General features: G+C 47.0%; 16 protein-coding genes and 1 riboswitch. All 16 genes read left to right on the plus strand.

Going from position 1 to position 20,438, the window contains the following annotated elements; genetic code table 11:
* Nucleotides 1–4: 4 nt before the first annotated feature.
* The 16 genes from MHB80_RS04630 to MHB80_RS04705 all read left to right on the plus strand — a co-directional run bounded on the left by MHB80_RS04630 (nucleotide 5) and on the right by MHB80_RS04705 (nucleotide 20,312).
* On the plus strand, nucleotides 5–550 hold the full coding sequence (locus tag MHB80_RS04630; protein ID WP_341281076.1) for a hypothetical protein: 546 nt from the start codon (nucleotides 5–7) through the stop codon (nucleotides 548–550).
* The gene (locus tag MHB80_RS04635) at nucleotides 537–1,511 is read left to right on the plus strand and encodes a hypothetical protein (protein ID WP_341281077.1); all 975 of its coding nucleotides are present in this window, start codon (nucleotides 537–539) and stop codon (nucleotides 1,509–1,511) included. Before MHB80_RS04630 ends, MHB80_RS04635 begins: the two co-directional genes overlap by 14 nt.
* 114 nt (nucleotides 1,512–1,625) lie before the next feature.
* Nucleotides 1,626–1,916: a WXG100 family type VII secretion target gene (locus tag MHB80_RS04640; protein WP_099517092.1), complete on the plus strand. Its 291-nt coding sequence runs from the start codon at nucleotides 1,626–1,628 to the stop codon at nucleotides 1,914–1,916.
* A 112-nt stretch (nucleotides 1,917–2,028) separates the two neighbouring features.
* Nucleotides 2,029–4,206, plus strand: a complete 2,178-nt coding sequence (locus tag MHB80_RS04645) for a hypothetical protein (protein WP_341281078.1) — start codon at nucleotides 2,029–2,031, stop codon at nucleotides 4,204–4,206.
* 22 nt (nucleotides 4,207–4,228) lie between these two features.
* On the plus strand, nucleotides 4,229–4,852 hold the full coding sequence (locus MHB80_RS04650) for a pentapeptide repeat-containing protein (protein WP_341281079.1): 624 nt from the start codon (nucleotides 4,229–4,231) through the stop codon (nucleotides 4,850–4,852).
* A 51-nt stretch (nucleotides 4,853–4,903) separates the two neighbouring features.
* Nucleotides 4,904–5,371 (plus strand): hypothetical protein, encoded by a 468-nt coding sequence (locus MHB80_RS04655; protein WP_341281080.1) that lies wholly within the window; start codon nucleotides 4,904–4,906, stop codon nucleotides 5,369–5,371.
* Between the two features lie 575 nt (nucleotides 5,372–5,946).
* Nucleotides 5,947–7,239 (plus strand): S-layer homology domain-containing protein, encoded by a 1,293-nt coding sequence (locus tag MHB80_RS04660; protein WP_341281081.1) that lies wholly within the window; start codon nucleotides 5,947–5,949, stop codon nucleotides 7,237–7,239.
* Between the two features lie 15 nt (nucleotides 7,240–7,254).
* Nucleotides 7,255–10,620 carry a DUF5704 domain-containing protein gene (locus MHB80_RS04665; protein WP_341281082.1) on the plus strand — a complete coding sequence of 1,122 codons (3,366 nt, stop codon included), beginning with the start codon at nucleotides 7,255–7,257 and terminating at the stop codon, nucleotides 10,618–10,620.
* Between the two features lie 24 nt (nucleotides 10,621–10,644).
* Complete coding sequence (locus MHB80_RS04670; RefSeq protein ID WP_341281083.1) at nucleotides 10,645–12,771, plus strand: hypothetical protein; 2,127 nt, start codon at nucleotides 10,645–10,647, stop codon at nucleotides 12,769–12,771.
* Nucleotides 12,772–12,780: 9 nt separating this feature from the next.
* Nucleotides 12,781–13,191, plus strand: coding sequence for a hypothetical protein (locus MHB80_RS04675; RefSeq protein ID WP_341281084.1), 411 nt, complete (start codon nucleotides 12,781–12,783; stop codon nucleotides 13,189–13,191).
* A 524-nt stretch (nucleotides 13,192–13,715) separates the two neighbouring features.
* The gene (locus tag MHB80_RS04680) at nucleotides 13,716–14,963 is read left to right on the plus strand and encodes a hypothetical protein (protein ID WP_341281085.1); all 1,248 of its coding nucleotides are present in this window, start codon (nucleotides 13,716–13,718) and stop codon (nucleotides 14,961–14,963) included.
* Nucleotides 14,953–15,426: an SMI1/KNR4 family protein gene (locus MHB80_RS04685; RefSeq protein ID WP_341281086.1), complete on the plus strand. Its 474-nt coding sequence runs from the start codon at nucleotides 14,953–14,955 to the stop codon at nucleotides 15,424–15,426. Before MHB80_RS04680 ends, MHB80_RS04685 begins: the two co-directional genes overlap by 11 nt.
* A gap of 404 nt (nucleotides 15,427–15,830) precedes the next feature.
* Nucleotides 15,831–15,930: riboswitch (purine riboswitch) on the plus strand.
* A gap of 496 nt (nucleotides 15,931–16,426) precedes the next feature.
* Nucleotides 16,427–16,912 (plus strand): 5-(carboxyamino)imidazole ribonucleotide mutase, encoded by a 486-nt coding sequence (gene purE / locus MHB80_RS04690; RefSeq protein WP_341281087.1) that lies wholly within the window; start codon nucleotides 16,427–16,429, stop codon nucleotides 16,910–16,912.
* Nucleotides 16,909–18,096, plus strand: a complete 1,188-nt coding sequence (purK, locus tag MHB80_RS04695; RefSeq protein WP_341281088.1) for a 5-(carboxyamino)imidazole ribonucleotide synthase — start codon at nucleotides 16,909–16,911, stop codon at nucleotides 18,094–18,096. The genes purE and purK overlap by 4 nt, the downstream gene beginning before the upstream one ends.
* A 4-nt stretch (nucleotides 18,097–18,100) precedes the next feature.
* Nucleotides 18,101–19,396 (plus strand): adenylosuccinate lyase, encoded by a 1,296-nt coding sequence (gene purB, locus MHB80_RS04700; protein WP_341281089.1) that lies wholly within the window; start codon nucleotides 18,101–18,103, stop codon nucleotides 19,394–19,396.
* Between the two features lie 16 nt (nucleotides 19,397–19,412).
* On the plus strand, nucleotides 19,413–20,312 hold the full coding sequence (locus tag MHB80_RS04705) for a phosphoribosylaminoimidazolesuccinocarboxamide synthase (RefSeq protein WP_341281090.1): 900 nt from the start codon (nucleotides 19,413–19,415) through the stop codon (nucleotides 20,310–20,312).
* Nucleotides 20,313–20,438 lie beyond the last annotated feature (126 nt).

Raw genomic sequence — 20,438 nt, forward strand, 5'->3', positions numbered from 1 at the left:
AAGTGTGGCTGACGCATTAAAGGGAATCGTGGTCGTCATTTTACTTGTATTTGCTTTCATTATATATCCTGCCTATCGTCAGTCGGAAAACGTTGAAGAGGAAATTAAGCAGCGTGCGAATGCGGCGGCCATTGAATTTGTGGACACGGTACGCTCGAAGGGCTATGTGGACTTGTATGATTATAAATTATTCCTCTCTTCACTGGACGCATCCTATGGCGTATTTGAGGTTCAGCTTGAATATTACAAAAAAAATCTGCAGCCAAACTATACAGACCCGAATGACTTTTCAACGTTTCAAAACAGCTTTAACGTTCGGTATGACGGATATTACACAAAAGAAATCTTGAATCAGCTATACGGCAACGCCGCTTTGGCCGAGGACGATCCGAATCGCCGCTTTAATATGTTCGTCGGAGATTTATTTAATGTGCGTCTGTCCCTTAAAGGGACGACGCTAGCATCTAATTTTCGAACCTTCTTATTTAAGAGTCAAAATGTACCCATCAACATCAAGTATGGGGGGATGGTAAGAAATGAGGCCCCTTAGCGTGCTGCTTCTATTTCTTGTGCTTGCAATTCCTCTAGTTGTATTAAATGATGCCAAGCAAGATTTAGAGAGCTTTAACAAGGAAATGCATAGGCGATATACGAGCGATTTTCAAGCTGCGGTTGATGACACGGGTGCTTATTTATCCCGTCTGGAATCACAGCAAACGACGGTATCGGTCAGATATCAGCAGGAAAAGCAATTAGATCTGGATCAAGAGATGATCAATGTTTTTTATGAAAATTTGGCATTAAAGTTTGGCATTGAAAATAATGCCGTAGCTATTCAAAACCTAAAGCTGCATATTCCTGCCCTAGTCATGATTCGTTATAACGGCTATGTCATGGTGACGCTGGATGATACGGCTAGCTATGAAGGGGGACAGGAGCTAACTTCGGTTTTCTGGCCTGCACGCTCCTTTCTATATCAGCTGCGAAATGGCAATACCATTTATTTCACCATGGACAACAACGCGCTTGTCTACGACAAGGGCCAAAATCGTTTTTATCAGGGCGACTATGAGTCTCTTAGTGCGCAGACGAATCTGGCCCCGCTTCTTACCATTGAGCAGTTTAAAGAGATCAGGCAAAGCACGATTACATCCTTGATTGAACAAGATATGGCGACGGCGATTAACAGGCATATGGAGATTGCTAAGCGGCTAGGGCTTTCTGTGCAGTTTACTTTGCCTAAAGGCATTGATCAGCAGTCAATCAAAGATATGGGATTTATGGCGTTTATTCAAGGGTATCCTCTGCCGGGTGGGGAGCGTTTGGATGCTTATTCATTCGCAGGCAGTGCGGTCGTTCAACGTAAGGCATGGGTAGGCACAATTGCTTCAAGCGGCAGGCATAATGCGTATCCTGAGCAATGCGTGCCGTCAACTGGAATAACGGTAATTGAAACGATATACGATGCGGAAGAAGCAGTTAGAAAGGGTTATTTTTTAAATGAATGCTAAAACATAAAGAAAATATTTCAATTAAATATAATAAAAGTGTAGATAAAAATGTGTTTATGTATTATAATACAAAAGAAGTAAAATAAGTAATTATATGAAAAGGAAGTGTTCATAATGGCAGAGGTTAGATTGAGTTATGACGGTTTGAAAGGTCAAGGCCAAAAGGTACATGGTCAAAAAGAGCAATTCGATGCTCTTCTGGCAAGTGTTATGGGCACGATCAATCAATTGGAATCCGTATGGAGCGATAAAGCGGCTAAAGATTTTATGGATCAGGTTCGCGGCATGGAGCCAACGTTTAAAAAGTTTGGTGAAGCTCTTGAAGGACTGTCCAAGCATATGATTAACGTTTCGAATAAATACGAAGAGCTTTCCAATAACGTCATCAGCTCTCAAAAATTCTAAATACTAGTTTTTTAAAAATAGTGTTTAGACAACTCATGCAGATTATATAAAAATAGCTATGCAAAATTTGCATAGCTATTTTTATACTTAATTTGCTATAAGGAGGGGGAAGATGGCTGGTAAACAGGTCGTATTTAAACCGGATGAAGTGAGAAATTTACAGCGCCGGATGATACAGATCGGGGCAGATACGGATGAGCTGCGACGGCGGGTAAGCGGAAAGATAGCGAGCTGGGATCGTCCCTTGCCGGTGCTGGGGAGTCTGGAGCAGATTCAGCGTCAACTGACGAGTTTGACGCAGGAAGCGGAGCAGATGACGGAAGTGATCAGCAAAGCGCTGAAGGGCATCGAGCGGGTGCAGGCGGAAGCAGCGCAGGAAGCGAAGCAATTGGCGAAGGGACTCAGCGGACTGGAGCGTTTTGACCTGTTGAAGCGGGTGGGGACGACAGGTGGCGGCAGCTACACGCCCGTGCCGGTCACCTTCCGCCCGATGGTGACGAATCTTATCGACCGAATATTGCCGCAGGCCAGCCGGGACCGCTGGTCAAGCGATCCGCTGGTGAAGGAGCTGCGGCGGGTCGCAGGCCTGCAAGGCGCGACCGCGGCGGAGAAGCTGGATGCGGAAATGAAGCTGGAGGCGATATTCGCCGAGCGGGATTTGATTGCGAAGGCGCAAACGGCGTATGCGGTGTACAAGCAGTTTGGCAATCATCTGCTGATGACGGAGATACATAAACAGGCGGAGATCAGCCGAGAGAAGCTGAAGGCACTTGGGGTAGCGGAAAGCTATTTTGCACCCAACGTGAATATGACGAGTTATTTCAAGCAGGTGCCGCTGCTGGCGTGTGACTATGATCCGTCCTTTGCGCTGGAAGGGGATCTGACGACACGGGTGCCGCTGCCGGACAACGCGCGCTATTTGTTTATGGTAATGATGGCGCAAACGCAGGGTCCAATGGGTGAACTGGCGAGGGTGCAGCTAAAGGAAATTCATGCGCTGCAGCAAACGATTCGAACAGCGGCTGGAGGATTAGTAACGGATGTACAGCAGGGGCAAGTAAAAAGCGGGCTGCTGAACGTGCTGACGATTTTGCAGAGCATGCAGGCATTAAGCAAATACGATCCCCCACCAAAGGAAGTTATCGTCAAGGAAAAGCCGGGCATGCTGGAGAAGTTTGGGCAGGATTCGATGCGAAGCCTTGAGATCTACTGGAGCGTGCTAAAAAACCAAGCGTCAGTGGAATGGGCTGCGATTAAGCAAACCGGAAATAGCATAGCTGAAGTGGGAACGGATTTATACAATGCTCACGTTGATCGAGCGAACAAGAGCAACGACTCGGTCTATGATTTTTTTAACAACGCGACAATGGGCTTGATCAGTGTACCTGGGGCGCTATGGAAGGAACATGAAGATCGAACGGCGAATCGGAATGAGTCGGTGTCTGCCTATTTGGATTATTTGAGCCTGGGTCTAACGGGGATGGTGCAGGGAGCGTTTGCACCGGAAAATCCGAATTCCAAGGAGCATGTGCAGGATGTAATCGGAGTGCTCGGCTTATTGTTCTCGGTTAAAATAAAGGCACCAGGAGGGATGGAACCAACGGTACCGAAAAGTCCAGCGGTCAAACCGGAGGATGCAGGAAGTGGCCGTGGATTAGGCTTTGGCAATCAGCTTGTGACCCCTGAGGGGATACATTTCATGGACTCTTTCCCCAACGATAAGTCGCCTATCCAAGTTCCTAAAACAGACGTGCAGAAGCGATATTTGGAAGAAATGGATCGACTGAAGCGAGAGGCTGAGGAGACGGGGAAAGGTGATTTAGATATAATCAGGAAGGATGCCCCAGATTACTACCAGGTATTAATGGATAAGTATGGTGATAAGGGTACTTATCATGCTAGAACACCAGATGATTATGAAGATTTGGCAAGAGACCCCGATCATAACTTTAACATTGATGACAAAACTAGAATTGAACGTCAGGCTGGGATTGAATTAGAAGTTAGAGGAGAACTTACGGGACCAATTATACGTGATCCAGTTAAGGGTCGGGGTGAGTTCATCGATAGAAATGGACAAGTATGGGATGTAAAGGGATTCAATTCAAATTACCCTCCAAAGAAAGGCGGCTTTAGATTAGATAGGGCAATGGCAGACATTGAGGATGAATTACGTAAAGGAGAAAATGTTATTCTTGATACCACCAAGTTATCCCAAGATCACATTGAGCAATTAAGAAATGCTATAAGTATGATGGAATGGAAGGGGAAAATACGTTGGTGGCCCTGAATAGAAAGAAAGGAGATCATGCATGTTAACTCAACAGGAACTAAATAAAATAATTGAGGATCACCAATTATGGATCACTGAATCAAAATCTAAGGGCGCACAACTGCATTTAGAGGATGCTACTTTAATAGAATTAGATTTTGTTGATAGAGACTTAACGAATGTGGTACTGGTAAACTCAACATTACAGAAATGTTTATTAACCAATACTGACTTCTATTTTTCTAATTTGGCATCAATTAATTTTTCTGAGGTCAGTATGAATAGTGTGAATTTGACAAAGTCAAATTTGGATTACTCAATATTTAAGAAATGTGATGCATCTTACTCTAAAGTTATAAAAGCTACGTTTTATGAATCCGTAATAGAGGAAGTGAACTTTTCTAACTCTAGTATGATGAAGGCGGGTTTTATGTATTCTACCCTCAAAAATGTAAAATTTATTAATTGTGATTTATCGAGAGCATCTTTTAGAAAATCCATCCTTAAAGATGTAGATTTTACTGGTGCTGATCTATCTGAAGTAGATTTATCGGACGTAGAGATAAACAATGTTATTTTTCAAGGAGCTATTTACAATCATAAAACTATTTGGTCTAAAGATATAAGTTTGGAACAAATGGGGGCTGTTTTTAAAAACGAGTAATCAGTGTTGTGGTCTTTTTCGACCTCTGATATGAATAGGCGGGTAGATGAGATGGACTGTGCATTATTTTTAGTTTCAAATTTGGACATCGAAACATTAAAAAGAACAATTTATAATATTGTATGCGAGATAATTAAAGATAAAGTAACAGTAACTAACCACGAAAATTTTTCTCGTCTTAGCTGTAAATACTTCACAATGGATATTGAAATTGATGATATTACTAGCATTGATTACATAAGAGAAGAGTATAAAATGGAAATAAATGCGGAAATAGGAATACAACTGTTTGGGAAAACATTAGAGGAAGGATTAGATGTTTTATTTCAAATTTTCGGAAATATTTTGATTGAATTTAACCCTGATATGGTGTTTGTGGAAAATGGTACGGATCAATTATTCAGAAAAGAGAATGATAATGTAATCATAAATACAGACTTGGATCAGTACCAGAAAAAGTATCTTTCAAGCAAGTTAATTAATTACCTCAAAACTCCATTTATTTATAAGGAATTGTAAGTGACGAATTGTAATATTAAGTGAGACACATAAAAATGACCCATGTCAGATTCGTGTTTTGAATGAAGTTATCAAACTACCTCTACACTGGGGATGGTTCGCTAGAGCCATTGCACGTAAGCTCGGGAGTCATCCTTCCAGTCTATCCAGCGAGCTCTAATGCTAAGGAATAGAAGAATCTAACGGTGACAATCAGGCCCAAGAGTCGTACATAACCACGCGTGTAAGTTGTAACCCCTCGAAAAAAAAGGTGGATTGCAAATGTCGGTTGGTGTAATCATTCTTGATCCGCGAGATGATTTTGAAAAGCACTTTTTTCTTCCAGTGGCTACAGAAGCCTTTTTTACGGAATTCTGGTTGTCAGAACTTTAACCATAAAAAAGCAGAGCAAATGACTGAATTGTTTATGATCAGACTGTCCAGCCATTAAAAGATTTTTCATCAACTAGAGCCTACTCACAAACTTAAGTCAGTATGGCCCAATAGAGCATGCTGGAAAAAGATTTGATGGTATAGGCTCGTTTTTTATTTTGTATGGGACATTTCATTAGAGCTCAAAAGGAGAGAACATAACAATGTATAAATACAAATTAAACATAGCAGCAGGGCTGCTAGTAGCAGGAATGCTTGTCTCAAGTGGAGGCGTCCAAGCTAAAGAACAAGCAATTAGCGATTCAAGTCAGTCAGGTTTAAGACAAACGTATGCAAGTGCGTCTGTCACTCCTGTTTTTACAGATATAAAGGGGCATTGGGCAGAAGCGACGATTAAGCAGGCGGTAGCAGATGGCTACTTAAAAGGGTATGCAAATGGAACGTTTAAGCCTAATGGACTGATTACACGAGCAGAATTAGCTAGCGTATTGGTGCGTATAACGAACAATAAAAATGACGGCAACAAGGTTAGCTTTACGGATGTGCCAAGCAGCTACTGGGCAGCCAGTGCGATTAATAGTGCAGTTGGAGCGGGCTTTATTAAAGCCGGTGATGCAACGGGCGGGAAATTTAATCCCAATCAAGCGATGACTAGATATGATATGGCGAAGTGGTTCACGCAAGGTCTAGTTCGCAGTGAGGAAAGCTTTGCAACAGCACTAAAGGAAGTGGAAGGTACGCTTTTGCCATTTACGGAAACGTATAAAGTTGGGATTAGCAAGACTCAAGTACCTTACATAGCGATAGCACGCGGAACGGGTCTGATGAAAGGAAAACCGGATGATAGCTTCGGGCTAAATGATACGACCACACGTGCGGAAGTGGCTGTAATGATCTATCGATATTTGAAAATAGAGGGAAGCAAGGCTGAGAGTTATAAAGGTTTAAATGAGCTAAGAGAAGTGGGTGTGTACGGGACGAATGCGATCAGCTTGGGTAAAGCCACAGGCGGGATATCGCTAAGTAAGAAGCCTGCTACCATCTATGATGTCATGGGGAAAGATTTGGCGTTGAAATATAACAGAGGCACGATGGTTATGAATCGTTTTATTGTTGTGGATAACTTGCAGCCGTTAGGCAGTGAGGATCGGAGTATTTTTGCAGATATGTTTACGCGTGTACAAGGGACCTCATTTAGTATTTATACGGAAGTTACAGTCACGGCAAAAGTAGAGTTTGCTGATCCTACCTCCTATTCGAACTCATTTGACTGGATAGGAGGATCCCGAATTCATAGTAAGGAAGATTTGTTTGATTTATATGGTTATACAACAGTGCCAAATCGATTCGGGCCTTTACAGAAACATCAAACGTTTGCAGATTTTTTACCAATAGGTGAACCAGTGAGATTTTGGCAGAAATCGAGTTATCCAGACGGAGCTATTGATATTAAGGCGGCAGACGGCACATGGGGCATTATACGTCTTAATCGGTAATGAAGGATGAAAACTATGAATTTAAAAAAGACTATTCAGGTTTTGTTTCTTTTTAGTTTTCTAATTACTGGGGTATGGGTACTGCAGGAATGGAGGGCTGCAGCAGCAGAAGCTCAAATCACTGCTAGTTCAGTAGCTCCTACAGCTGGACCTCCTACGGTAAGCCCGGCTGGCCCAGTTCGCAAACAGACCAAAACTTATCCTGTCATCAATTTTCAAGATGTCCATCCTAAAGTGGCATGGTCTCAATTGGATAATGGCTTTTTCAGGGCGGAATCTGAGGAGGCGGGAAGGGCTGGTTATGCACCCTATGTGGATGCTAGAAATATTGGATCAACCAATAATCCTTATCCCGCCATCACCAGCTTTACAGGAGTAACGGATATGGAACCATATGCTCCTACTGTCTTTAGAGATGCCAATGATAATCAACATGCTCAAAATGATTTGGAGAAATGGTATATATCAGGAAATAGAGACGAGCATGTTTTTGTGAATGATGAAAATGATGATGCTTATGAGGGGATAAGCTTGTACCCAAATGGAGATTTGAGCAAAAAACTAGTGTATAAGGTAAAAACGGGTGGACCTAGCTATACGAGGCAGATCCCTTTTGCGGTGACTACGCCAGGCACACCAACTAAATATACCGTCGAATATGAATTTAGAGCAAAAATAACATGGCGAGGCGAGGACAAGCAAACGAAAGAAATACGAATCGTAGGGGATGAAATTACCCAGGTCGGTGAAAGTACCTTGCTGCGAGGAGAAGTGTTGACGCAAGGCTTCGAGGGCTCAGATACGTGGTATGCAGTTAATCCCCCTGCGGCGGTCTGGAGTTCAGATCGTTCCGCTGTTGTTAGTGTGACCCCAAGCGGAACGATTGAAGCACATCGTGAGGGGACAGCAAAAATAACCGTACGCTGGCAAAAGGATGGATATGACCTCATTGCCAGTCGTGTCATTAGAGTGGGCTGCGCCGGAGATAGCTGCGAGGCTTCTGACATGTGCGTTCCGCAGCCAGGCCAAAGCCTTAGCCAAACCTCCATTACGCCGGATGCTCGAGGCGAGATTCGGGCAGATGCGCGAGGAGCGGAGCAATTCGATGTAAGCAAGGGGATTCCGAGCAGTGATGCGCTGTATGCCAATGTATTCGGCAAAGCGTATCTCTTTGACTATACGTTTGATCAAGAAATCGGCACCTGTACGTTTAAAATACCCGTGTCCAAAACATATACGTTGAAGTGGGAAACCGAGGAATCGGATGGTGAAGATGCGGACGGCAATCCGAGAACGAGAACGGTCCGTCATCAGGAAACCGAAACGGTAACGAATATATATGACGTGGAACGGCCGTTTGCCTACTGGGAAATCACGACGTTCGATGCGTGGGGACTGAAGCAAGCGACGCTGAATCAATATGCACTGCCTTATGGGGCGATTACGCTTTTGCCTAACGGCTATACCGCGCCGGATGTACAAGGGGGCGTGACGGCTGAGCATATGGAGAAGCCGCCATACAGTGCGAAAGTGTTGGCGGGCGAAACGCTTGATGGCGGCAGCGAGCGTCCGAGCGTGCCGTCGGAGGACTGGACCGAAGAGGCAGAAGGACAGGTTGGACGAATTAAAGTATGGAACGATCGTCTGGATTTCGACGGCTCCGTGATCATGGACGACGTGCAGCAGGACGATGAAACCCCAGAGCCGATCGACATCGTAGAAGCCGAGGAGATCGGGGAAGATGTGCTCTACGAGAGCGGCTTGATCATACCCGGCACCCGGGCGAACAGCCGGGATGAGCCAAGTGATGGCATCCTGTCGTACGAGAGCCTGCTGAGCATCAATGGCGAAGGGGATGTTCAAACGTTTCCGATTGAAGGGCTCAATACAGTGACCGTCCATACCCCAGTGGTTAATGATTCCGAAGCACCGGATGAAAACCGCGGCTTTGACCAGAGCGTCATCCCGAATATGGCGCGAACGGTGCTTGTACTGGGGCGGGAGTTTTCCGTCGACTTTGACGAGACGGCGCCGCATTTGAACCAACTCGGATACGGCAACCGGGACTATGCGAGATATACGCGAAACAAACGGATTGTATTCCCATTTGATGTCTATCACGGCAGCACCTTCTACCCGGCGCAAACGTGGATCGATTATCCCGTCGGAGCAGCCAAACAAACGTACCGGATTCCGGTCTGGGTACCGGAAGGGAACTACGATGCGGTGACGCAGGCGTGGGCGATTAATACGCCAGAGGGCTCATCGGCGTATCAGACCGACTTCAATGGGGATCTCGCGAACTACGGAGCGAGCCGGACGCTGCTCTTCACAGTGCAAGGCCGGATTTCGGATTTCACCATCACGGACATTGGCGACCTGCGCTATGAATCGGTGTTTCGCACTGCGAAAGGCTCGAAGCAGCATTCGGGTTATGTCTATGAATCCGGTGGACGGACGAAGGACCGAGAAGAAACGAATCTAGCGAGCCAGCCCTCACGGCTATTGCCGATTCGGCCAGGCTCGCATCCAAGAGAAGCGGCTACGGTGCCGCATAATGGCTATCCCATCTCGTTCTACTTTGAAACCATCGGGAGCTATAGTGGCAAAGACGCAGGCATCCAAATCCAGCCAAGCTTCTGGTTTGTGAGCAAGCAGGGAGGAAACGCGCAGGAGGTGGACTTGTACTATGATGTATCCGGTCCACGGAATAAGCTGATTAAAGTCGGCTCGGCGCGCGATCAGGAGCTGTACAGCCGAACGTATCAGCTTGCTGATCTGCTACGCGGGGTGACGACGACCTCGCTGAGCCAAACGGCGAGCTATGAATATGATTATCTGTTATCCCCAGCGAATCGATTTGGTGCTTCGTGGGAGAAGTTCTGGAAGCACTACATTACGCGGAAAACGGTCATCAGTGCAGGTTACAGCTTGGAAGAGCTATCGTATGCGTCCCGCACGTTAGTGGGCCCAAGCGGCTCGCAGGTACCGGCAAGTGTGAATACGGTGCAAGCGCTGCGGAGTGTGCAGCGATGGTATGGGGAGTACAGTCTGCCGATCGCGCCGTATGTGCTGCCGAAGGGCACGAATATTTTAGAGGTGGCAAGGCAAAACGGCGGGGCACTGAATGGCAGTGAGGCAGCGTTTTTGAAAAATGGCTACCTGATGGTTCATTTTGACCTGAGTGCGTACCAGCAGGAGCGGAAGGCGAATCCGGAAATCCGGTATGACGCGCCAATGGCGAATATGTGGGAAATTGAAGGACAGCCGCTCAGCAGTGTGAGCTATAGCGGTCAGACGTACCGCTTTCAATACGGGGATATCGCGATGTTTGAATCAAGCTTCTCGGTGCGCAATGACTTCCAAGGCACGGGGAGATAGAGCGGATAAGCGAGGAGGTGTACAATGGCTGGAAAGCAGGTTGTCTTTAAACCGGATGAAGTGAGGCGCCTGCAGCAGCAGATGGTTCGAATCGGAGCAGACACGGATGAACTACGGCGGCGGGTGAGCGGGAAGATAGCGAGTTGGGATCGCCCCTTGCCAGTGCTTGGGAGCATGGAGCAAATCCAAAGGCAGTTGACGAGTTTGACGCAGGAAGCGGAGCAGATGACGGAAGTGATCAGCAAAGCGCTGAAGGGCATCGAGCGGGTGCAGGCGGAAGCGGCGCAGGAAGCGAAGCAACTGGCGAAGGGGCTCAGCGGACTGGAGCGTTTTGATCTGTTGAAGCGGGTAGGGACGACAGGCGGTGGCAGCTACACGCCCGTACCCGTCACCTTCCGTCCGATGGTAACAAACCTAATCGACCGGATTTTGCCGCAGGCCAGCCGGGACCGCTGGTCGAGCGATCCGTTGGTGAAGGAGCTGCGGAGGGTCGCTGGTCTGCAAGGCGCGACGGCGGCGGAAAAGCTGGATGCGGAAATGAAGCTGGAGGCGATATTCGCCGAGAGGGATCTGATTGCGAAGGCGCAAACGGCGTATGCGGTGTATAAGCAGTTTGGCAATCATCTGCTGATGACGGAGATGCAAAAACAGGCGGAAATCAGCCGAGAGAAGCTGAAGGAGCTTGGTGTAGCAGAGAGCTATTTTGCCCCCAACGTGAATATGACGAGCTATTTCAAGCAGGTGCCGCTGCTGGCGTGTGACTATGATCCATCGTTTGCGCTGGAAGGGGATATGACGACGCGGGTGCCGCTGCCGGACAACGCTCGTTACTTATTTATGGTGATGATGGCGCAAACACAGGGTCCAATGGGAGAACTGGCGAGGGTGCAATTGAAGGAAATTCATGCGCTGCAGCAAACGATTCGAACCGCTGCGGGAGGATTAGTCTCGGATGTGCAGCAGGGGCAAGTGAAAAGCGGGCTGCTGAACGTGCTGACGATTTTACATAGCATGCAGGCATTAAGCAAATACGATCCTCCACCAAAGGAAGTCGTCGTCGAGGAAAAGCCGGGTATGCTGGAGAAGTTTGGGCAGGATGCGATGCGAACCCTTGAGATCAACTGGAGTGTATTGAAAAACCAAGCGGCAGTAGAATGGGCTGCGATCAAGAAGACGGGAAATAGCATAGCTGAAATTGCAACGGATTTATACAATGCTCACGTTGATCGAGCGAACAAGAGCAACGACTCGGTCTATGATTTTTTTAACAACGCGACGATGGGCTTGATCAGTGTACCCGGAGCGCTATGGGAGGAACATGTTGATCGGACGGCGAATCGGAATGAGTCGGTGTCTGCGTATTTGGATTATTTGAGCTTGGGTTTAACGGGGATGGTGCAGGGAGCCTTTGCCCCAGAAAATCCGAATTCCAAAGAGCATGTGCAGGATGTAATCGGAGTGCTCGGCTTATTGTTCTCGGTTAAGATAAAGGGGCCAGGAGGAATAGAACCGACGGTTCCGAAAAGTCCAGAGGTCAAACCGGAGGGTGCAGGAAGTGGCCGTGGACTAGGATTTGGTAATCAACTTGTGACCCCTGATGGGATACATTTCATGGACTCTTTCCCCAACGATAAGTCGCCTATCGAAGTTCCTAAAACAGACGTGCAGAAACGATATCTGGAAGAGATGGATCGGCTGAAGCGAGAGACTGAGGGGACGGGACATGTTAAACCTGTTCAACAAATCAACAATAGGTTTCCTGAGGATATTCAAACTGGAAAAGAGTTTTCTTTCAATATCGAAAATGGATACTTGAAAAATACCAATGGTCTTACCGAGGTGGATTTTGTTGTAGACTTGAATGGAAAACTTCATATTGGGAGAGGACATTCCTTTTTAGCAAACGGTGAGTCTGTTCAAGCGGCAGGAAAGCTAAAGATTAATGGCCAAGGACAGGTCAGAAGTATATCTAATTTATCCGGTCACTATACTCCTACAGTTGACCAAGCAAAACTTTTTCCACAAGTTCTTGAGCAAGCAGGGATAAAAACTAAGAACGCTTGGCTTGAAATTTACACCATAGAGACCACTCCTTCGGGTTACGTTAACACTAACGAACTTGTTAAGGTTTCTAGTATTAAGATAAAGTAGGTGAATATCTTGGAAGAATTAAAACAGATGAATAAAGAAATTTTTAGAGGGAATTTGTTGAAAACTATTGAGGAGTTTTCGAAAAAGGGGGGAGTGACTTTTACCGATTGCAGATTTGTTATAGAGCCTGTGAAAGAAAAAGACAAGCCTTTAAACGGTGCAGATGATATGATGAGACTAAACATTTTAAGCGAAGATAATATAGGAAACAAGCAACTAACATTGAATAACACTGTAAATATACTTTGTGGATTGCAACCATTAGTACCAATATGGATAGATGTACTTTTTGTCGAGATGAATGAAAATACAGCTATTTTTAAGTTGCGATCTAGTCTAAGGTTTAGAAAGCCAACTTTATTGAGGAATGTAGAAACTGGACACGCTCCTTTTAAGTCCATAATAGATGAAACCTCCTAAGTAACTCTCAGACTTCTACTTTTGGTGGGCTGCCCAGTGTCGAATGAACTCATCATACAATCAAGAAGAGAACACGCATCATCATAAAATGTAAGGATTTTCAAAAGTACATGGGGATTACTAGGGCCTGTACGCAAACCTATTTGAGCCATAAACGAATCGAAAGCAGCGTCAAAAAAAGCCATAAACATGTTCGGACTGATTCTCCTGTGTAAGTGGTGGGTGGTAGCTTCATTTTGTACGAATCAGGCACGAGCTGTTCTTTTATTTGTCGCACTTCATATTACAGTCCGTCGTTTACAACTCAACAATAAATCAACTTTAAAGATACTTAATAAACTTTTAAAAGCTTGTTCCAACTTGAACCACAAGTTAGGAACGAGCTTCTTTGTATACTCAAAATCAAACAGAGAAGAAAACCATTGTAAAGAAGATAGACGTTCTAAGCCGGATAAAAGGTAAATAAATAGCGGAGCGTGTTTATATGTTGAACTTACAATCAAGTAAAATCTGCAATCATCAAGTTGATGATTCATGCGCTGCAGCAAACGATTCGAACAGCGGCGGGAGGATTAGTAACGGATGTACAGCAGGGGCAAGTAAAAAGCGGGCTGCTGAACGTGCTGACGATTTTGCAGAGCATGCAGGCATTAAGTAAGTATGATCCCCCGGCAAAGGAAGTCGTCGTCGAGGAAAAGCCGGGCGTGCTGGAGAAGTTTGGGCAGGATGCCATGCGAACCCTTGAGATCAACTGGAGTGTATTGAAAAACCAAGCGGCAGTGGAATGGGCTGCGATCAAGAAGACGGGAAATAGCATAGCTGAAGTGGCAACGGATTTATACAATGCCCATGCGGATAGAGCAGCGAAGAGCAACGACTCGGTCTATGATTTTTTTAACAATGCGACGATGGGCTTGATCAGTGTACCCGGAGCGCTATGGGAGGAACATGTTGATCGAACGGCGAATCGGAATGAGTCAGTGTCTGCATATTTGGATTATTTGAGCTTGGGTCTAACGGGGATGGTACAGGGAGCCTTTGCCCCAGAAGATCCGAATTCCAAGGAGCATATGCAGGATGTAATCGGAGTGCTCGGCTTATTGTTCTCGGTTAAAATAAAGGGGTCAGGAGGAATGGAACCGACGGTTCCGAAAAGCCCAGAGGTCAAACCGGAGGGTGCAGGAAGTGGACGTGGACTAGGATTTGACAATCAGCTTGTGACCCCTGATGGAATACATTTCATGGACTCTTTCCCCAACGATAAGTCGCCTATCGAAGTTCCTAAAACAGACGTGCAGAAGCGATATTTGGAAGAGATGGATCGACTGAAGCGAGAGGCTGAGGGGACGGGGCATATTGGCAATACAGTCAATCATAAAAATATAGATGATTTTATTAATGGCATAAAGAAATTTGATGAGGTCATTGAAGACTATGCCAAAATCTACAAAGAATGCATTGACTCCAATAAGCCTTGGTCTTGGGATGATACCATCCCAAATGGAGATAGCTTATCTGCTTCTCAAAAAAGAAAAATAAAGGAATTGGCAGTGTCAAAAGGCCTTATACCTGATATTAAAGTAAATAAAGTAGATGGAATGAGATATGGATTTGCTGATTTTGCAGGAGCAGGCGTTGTTGAAAAAACAGTCCATATGCCAGAAAGTTTTTGGAAGCTATCTGACAAAGAGCAGTTATGGTGGAAGAACAGCAGGCATGTGGGCAGATGCCCCAAGGTAAATAATTTCGGGAGGTATAGGTATGGAATTTAAGGATGGGTTTATCATTTATCCATTGCCAGATAATACTTTACTAGCTGAAAAAGAGCGTAAATGGAGAATTGAATTACCAGAAGCATATAAACAATTTATTTCAAAATATAATGGTTCTTCTCCAATAAAAGATAGCTTTGTATGTAATGGTCATAGTTATACGATTGATAGGTTTTTGTGCATACTAAAGGTAACCGGGGATAGAGATGATGAGTTTTATGATATTGGTGTAGTTAGAACCCAGTTGGATGAACGAATTGTTTCAGATGAGGATTTAGTAGGTACCGAGTTGTTGCCGATTGCGGTTTTATTTGCAGGTGATTTTGTATGTTTAGACTATCGTGATAATGCTAAGGAGCCTTCTGTATGTGTTTGGAATCATGAAGAATCAGCAGACTTAGAACCGGTCACATATTTTACTAGTGCGAGTTTCGAAGAGTTTCTAGCAATGTTAACCGAATAAAATATAGCATCAGTTTATAAATTAAAAAACAGGTTGAATATGGTCAGGTATTGCTTGCCATGTTTGATCTGTTTTTTGGTTTCCTATAAGGGGACGGGTAAAGGTAGCTCTATTTCCTCCGCTTCCTTTTTCATAAATTAATGAAATTTACATTCGTACTGTGTTATTCTGCGGAGGCCTTGAAAACCCTCTCTACAAATAAGCAGGGCCCTGCGAATATTCCTCCCATAAATCCACTTCACTTATAGCTGTCTGCGCGTAATCCCGAGTAGATTCCTGTCATATTATGATATTTTACCTGCCAAAAACGAACTTTAATAAAAGCTACTCTTTTCAACGTTCGTATTTTGTTGACAGCCCCGTGGGGATTAGATAAACTGGAAGAGGTCAGTAGCGGAGCAATCCGTTTATTATAGTGTTGGTCTCGTATAATCTCGGGGATTGGCCCGAAAGTTTCTACCCGAAAACCACAATTTTCGGACTACGAGCAAGCTTGAAGCTGGTATGCTTGAGCTGCCTTTTTTGAACAAGAAGCAAATATAAGTAGTATAAGTATTACACTTATATTCGGCTTCTGGTTCTCCGCGAAACGAAGCTTGCCGTTCAAGGACGGCGACAGCCGTTTCACCTTAAAATATAGGCAGGGATATCATTTCGTTATCCTTTCTCTATATTTCTCGGAATGAAACGCGCCGCGCCGCCAAGGATGGCGTCTGCCGTTTCACCTTAGGGCAGCCTTGTGCTACTTTGTGCCTTGTATTTTGCAAGGTTGCGGAAGTGGCGGCTTACTTCAGGCATAAAGAGCGCCAAGCGGTTCCCGGAAGTCGGGAGGCTGCGCTGTGCGCTCGGCTCGGGTCCCGCAGCATACGTATGATTAATACTCTTACGGTAGCTGTCGGGATTTTTCTGTTGAAATCGGGCAGTTTAGAGGGTAAGGAAAGCATCAAGTTACGGTTTTATATGGTTTACCTATTATATAGATGAAAGAAGGTTTGAACGCATGTCTGCGAAGGTAGGCGTCATCATGGGCAGCAAGTCGGATTGGGATACAATGAAACTGGCTTGCGATGTGCTGGAAGAGCTTCAAATTCCTTATGAGAAAAAGGTTGTGTCGGCGCACAGAACGCCCGATTTAATGTTTGAATATGCGGAAACGGCAGTGGAGCGCGGACTTAAGGTCATTATCGCGGGGGCTGGCGGAGCTGCACATCTTCCCGGCATGGTCGCCGCCAAAACGGTGCTGCCGGTTATTGGCGTTCCTGTCAAATCTTCGAATCTAAGCGGTCTCGACTCGCTGCTGTCTATCGTTCAAATGCCGGGCGGCATTCCTGTAGCTACAGTAGCAATCGGCAATGCTGGCGGCACGAATGCTGGACTGCTGGCGGCACAGATGCTGGGCGCGTTCGATCCGGACATTCAGGCACGCGTGATCGCAAGGCGCGAGCGCGTCAAGCAGGAAGTGCTGGAAAGCAGTGAGACGCTATGATGGTCGAAGCGGACAAGCAGCGGCCGGATAATATCCGGACGCTGCTGCCAGGCAGCACAATCGGCGTGCTCGGCGGCGGGCAATTGGGCCGGATGATGGCGCTCGCAGGCAGCGCGATGGGCTACAAATTCGTCGCGCTTGATCCAGCGGTGGATTCGCCTTGCGGACAAGTCGCAGATCAAGTGGTCGGCGCCTATGACAATCATGAGGCAGCGCGCGAGCTGGCGCAGCGTTCAGATATCATTACGTATGAATTTGAAAATGTGAATGCCGAAGTTGCCGCGATGCTGATGAAGGAATCCTACGTGCCGCAAGGCAGCAAGCTGCTTTATACGACGCAGCATCGGCTGCGGGAGAAGCGGGCGATTGAGGCGGCTGGCGTGAAGGTTGCGCCTTACAGCGAAATTCGCAGCAGCGCGGAGCTTCATATAGAAGCAGAACGTTTAGGCCTGCCATGCGTATTAAAAACAGCGACTGGCGGCTACGACGGCAAAGGGCAATGGGTCATCCGCGCCGCGGAGGAGATCGACGAGGCGTACGAAACGCTGAGCCGGGCTGGAACCGAGCTTGTGCTGGAGAAATTCATCTCCTTTGAAAAAGAGCTGTCGGTCATTGCGGCGCGCAGCCCGCAGGGCGAGGTCAAAGCATTCCCGGCGGCGGAAAATATCCATATTGACAATATTCTTCATTTGTCGATTGTGCCGGCCCGGATCGAGGAAGGCATTCAGCGCCGAGCGGAGCAGCTGGCGATGCAAATCGCCGAAGGGCTGGGCGCGGTCGGATTAATCGCCGTTGAGCTGTTTTTGACGGCTGACGGAGAGCTGTATGTGAATGAGCTGGCACCAAGGCCGCATAACAGCGGGCATTACACGATGGAAGCGGCACATACGTCGCAGTTCGAGCAGCATGTGCGGGCGGTATGCAATTTGCCGCTTGGTCGTACGGAGCTGCTGACGCCAGTCGTGATGGTGAATGTGCTCGGCCAGCATGTAGAGCCGGTCATTCAGCGTTTTGGAACCCGGGATGAAGCGGCAGTGCGCCTCGGCGTAACACCGAAGCTGCATCTGTACGGCAAGAAGGACGCCGTTCACAAAAGAAAAATGGGCCACATTAACGTGCTTGCTCCCGATGTGGAAGCAGCGCTGCAATGGATAGATGAAACAACAATTTGGAAGGTGGAGTAGCTACATGTTAGAGCGTTACAGCAGACCGGAAATGAGAGCAATTTGGACCGAGGAGAATAAGTTCCAAGCATGGCTGGAGGTTGAGCTTTGCGCATGCGAGGCTTGGTCGGAGCTGGGCATTATTCCGAAGGAAGACGTAGAAGAGCTTCGTAAAAACGCCAGCTTCAACATCGACCGCATTTATGAAATCGAGCAGGATACACGCCATGACGTAATCGCCTTTACGCGCGCTGTATCCGAGACAGTTGGCCCTGAGCGCAAATGGGTGCACTACGGCCTGACATCGACGGATGTTGTAGATACGGCAACGGGCTACCTGCTGCTGCAAGCCAATGCGATTTTGCAAAAGGATATTGAGCGTTTCATCTCGATTTTGCGCGAGAAAGCGATTCAGTACAAGGATACGCCGATGATGGGACGTACGCATGGCGTTCATGCTGAGCCAACTACTTTCGGCCTCAAAATGGCACTGTGGCATGAAGAGATGAAGCGCAACCTGGAGCGTTTCCTGCATGCAGCTGACGGCGTGCAATACGGCAAAATTTCCGGTGCTGTCGGCACTTACGCGAATATCGACCCATTCGTAGAAGAATTTGTCTGCAACAAGCTCGGCACGAAGGCTGCGCCAATCTCGACGCAAACGCTGCAGCGTGACCGCCATGCTGAATACATGGGCACACTGGCACTCGTTGCTTCGTCGCTGGACAAGTTCGCTACGGAAATCCGCGCTTTGCAGAAGAGCGAATTCCGCGAGGTGGAAGAGCCTTTCGCTAAAGGTCAAAAAGGTTCATCGGCTATGCCGCACAAGCGCAACCCAATCGGCTGCGAGAACATTTCAGGTCTGTCACGCGTCATTCGTGGACATATGCTGACGGCTTATGAGAACATTCCGCTGTGGCATGAGCGCGATATTAGCCACTCGTCCGCAGAGCGCGTCATTTTGCCAGATGCAACGATGCTGCTGAACTACATGCTGAACCGTCTGGGCAACATCATTAATAATCTGCAAGTATTCCCTGAAAATATGAAGCGTAACATGCAGCGTACGTTCGGCGTGCCGTTCTCCGGCCGCGTCATGACGAAGCTGATCGACAAAGGCTTCAGCCGCGAGCAGGCTTATGACACTGTTCAGCCGCGCGCCATGCAAGCTTGGGAAGAGCAGCGCCAATTCCGCGACATTATTGAATCGACGAAGGAAATTACCGAGCTTCTGTCGACGGAAGACATCGACGATTGCTTTAACCCAACATGGCATCTGAAGCATGTGGATACGATTTTCACCCGTCTTGGATTGAACTAAGGAGGCTTACTGGCGAATGACTGCATCATCTCAAAGCTTGTCTACTGCTGCTCCATATGTAAAAGCGCCCCTTCTATACAAGGGGAAGGTTAGAGAGCTTTATGATCTGGGCGAGCATTTTCTCATCGTTGTAACGGATCGCATCTCGGCGTTCGATTATGTGCTTGATCCGGCTGTGCCGGAGAAGGGCAATGTGCTTAACCGCCTGTCGGCGTTCTGGTTTGAGCAGACGGCTTCGATCCAGACGAACCACGTCGTGCATACCGATGTGGACAAGCTGGGCGAGCTCATTACCGAGCCTGAGCTGCTGCGGAACCGAATTATGGTGACTCTTAAAGCAGAGCGTATTGACATTGAATGCGTCGTGCGCGGCTATATCACAGGCGGCGGCTGGAGACAATATCAGCAGACGTCTGCGATCAATGGCATTGAGCTGCCGGCAGGCCTGCGCAAAAATGAACGTTTTCCGCAGCCGATCTTTACGCCAGCGGCGAAAAACGACGTCGGCCATGATGAGGATATCCCGTTCGAGCGGATGCAGGAGCTGGTTGGCGCTGAGCTTTCCGAAGAGCTGCGCGACCGCAGCATTAAGCTTTATGAGTTCGCTCACGCTTATTGCGCCGAGCGCGGCATCATTCTCGCCGATTGCAAATTTGAATTTGGCCTGATTGATGGCAAGGTTATTCTCATTGACGAGATTTTCACGCCGGATTCCTCGCGTTTCTGGGCAGAGGGCAATTTCGCCTATGACATTGAGATCGACAGCATGGACAAGGAGCCGGTGCGCACCTATTTGCTCGGCTCAGATTGGGACAAAAACAGCAAGCCGGACCCGCTGCCGGAAGCGGTTGTTGCAGAGACGACGAAGCGGTATCAGGATATTTACCGCCGCTTGACCGGTTCGGAAAGCTACTAGCTATTTCGTGCACTTAGAGATATAGATCAACGATTCAAGCACAACGATAAAAGCAAAGCGATTTTGCTGGAGGGAGCCTGTGGGGTGCTCGCCAAAAGCAGAAGAAAAGCGAAGCAGCGTTAACGC

The organism is Paenibacillus sp. FSL H8-0537, from assembly GCF_038051995.1.
Taxonomy (GTDB): domain Bacteria; phylum Bacillota; class Bacilli; order Paenibacillales; family Paenibacillaceae; genus Pristimantibacillus.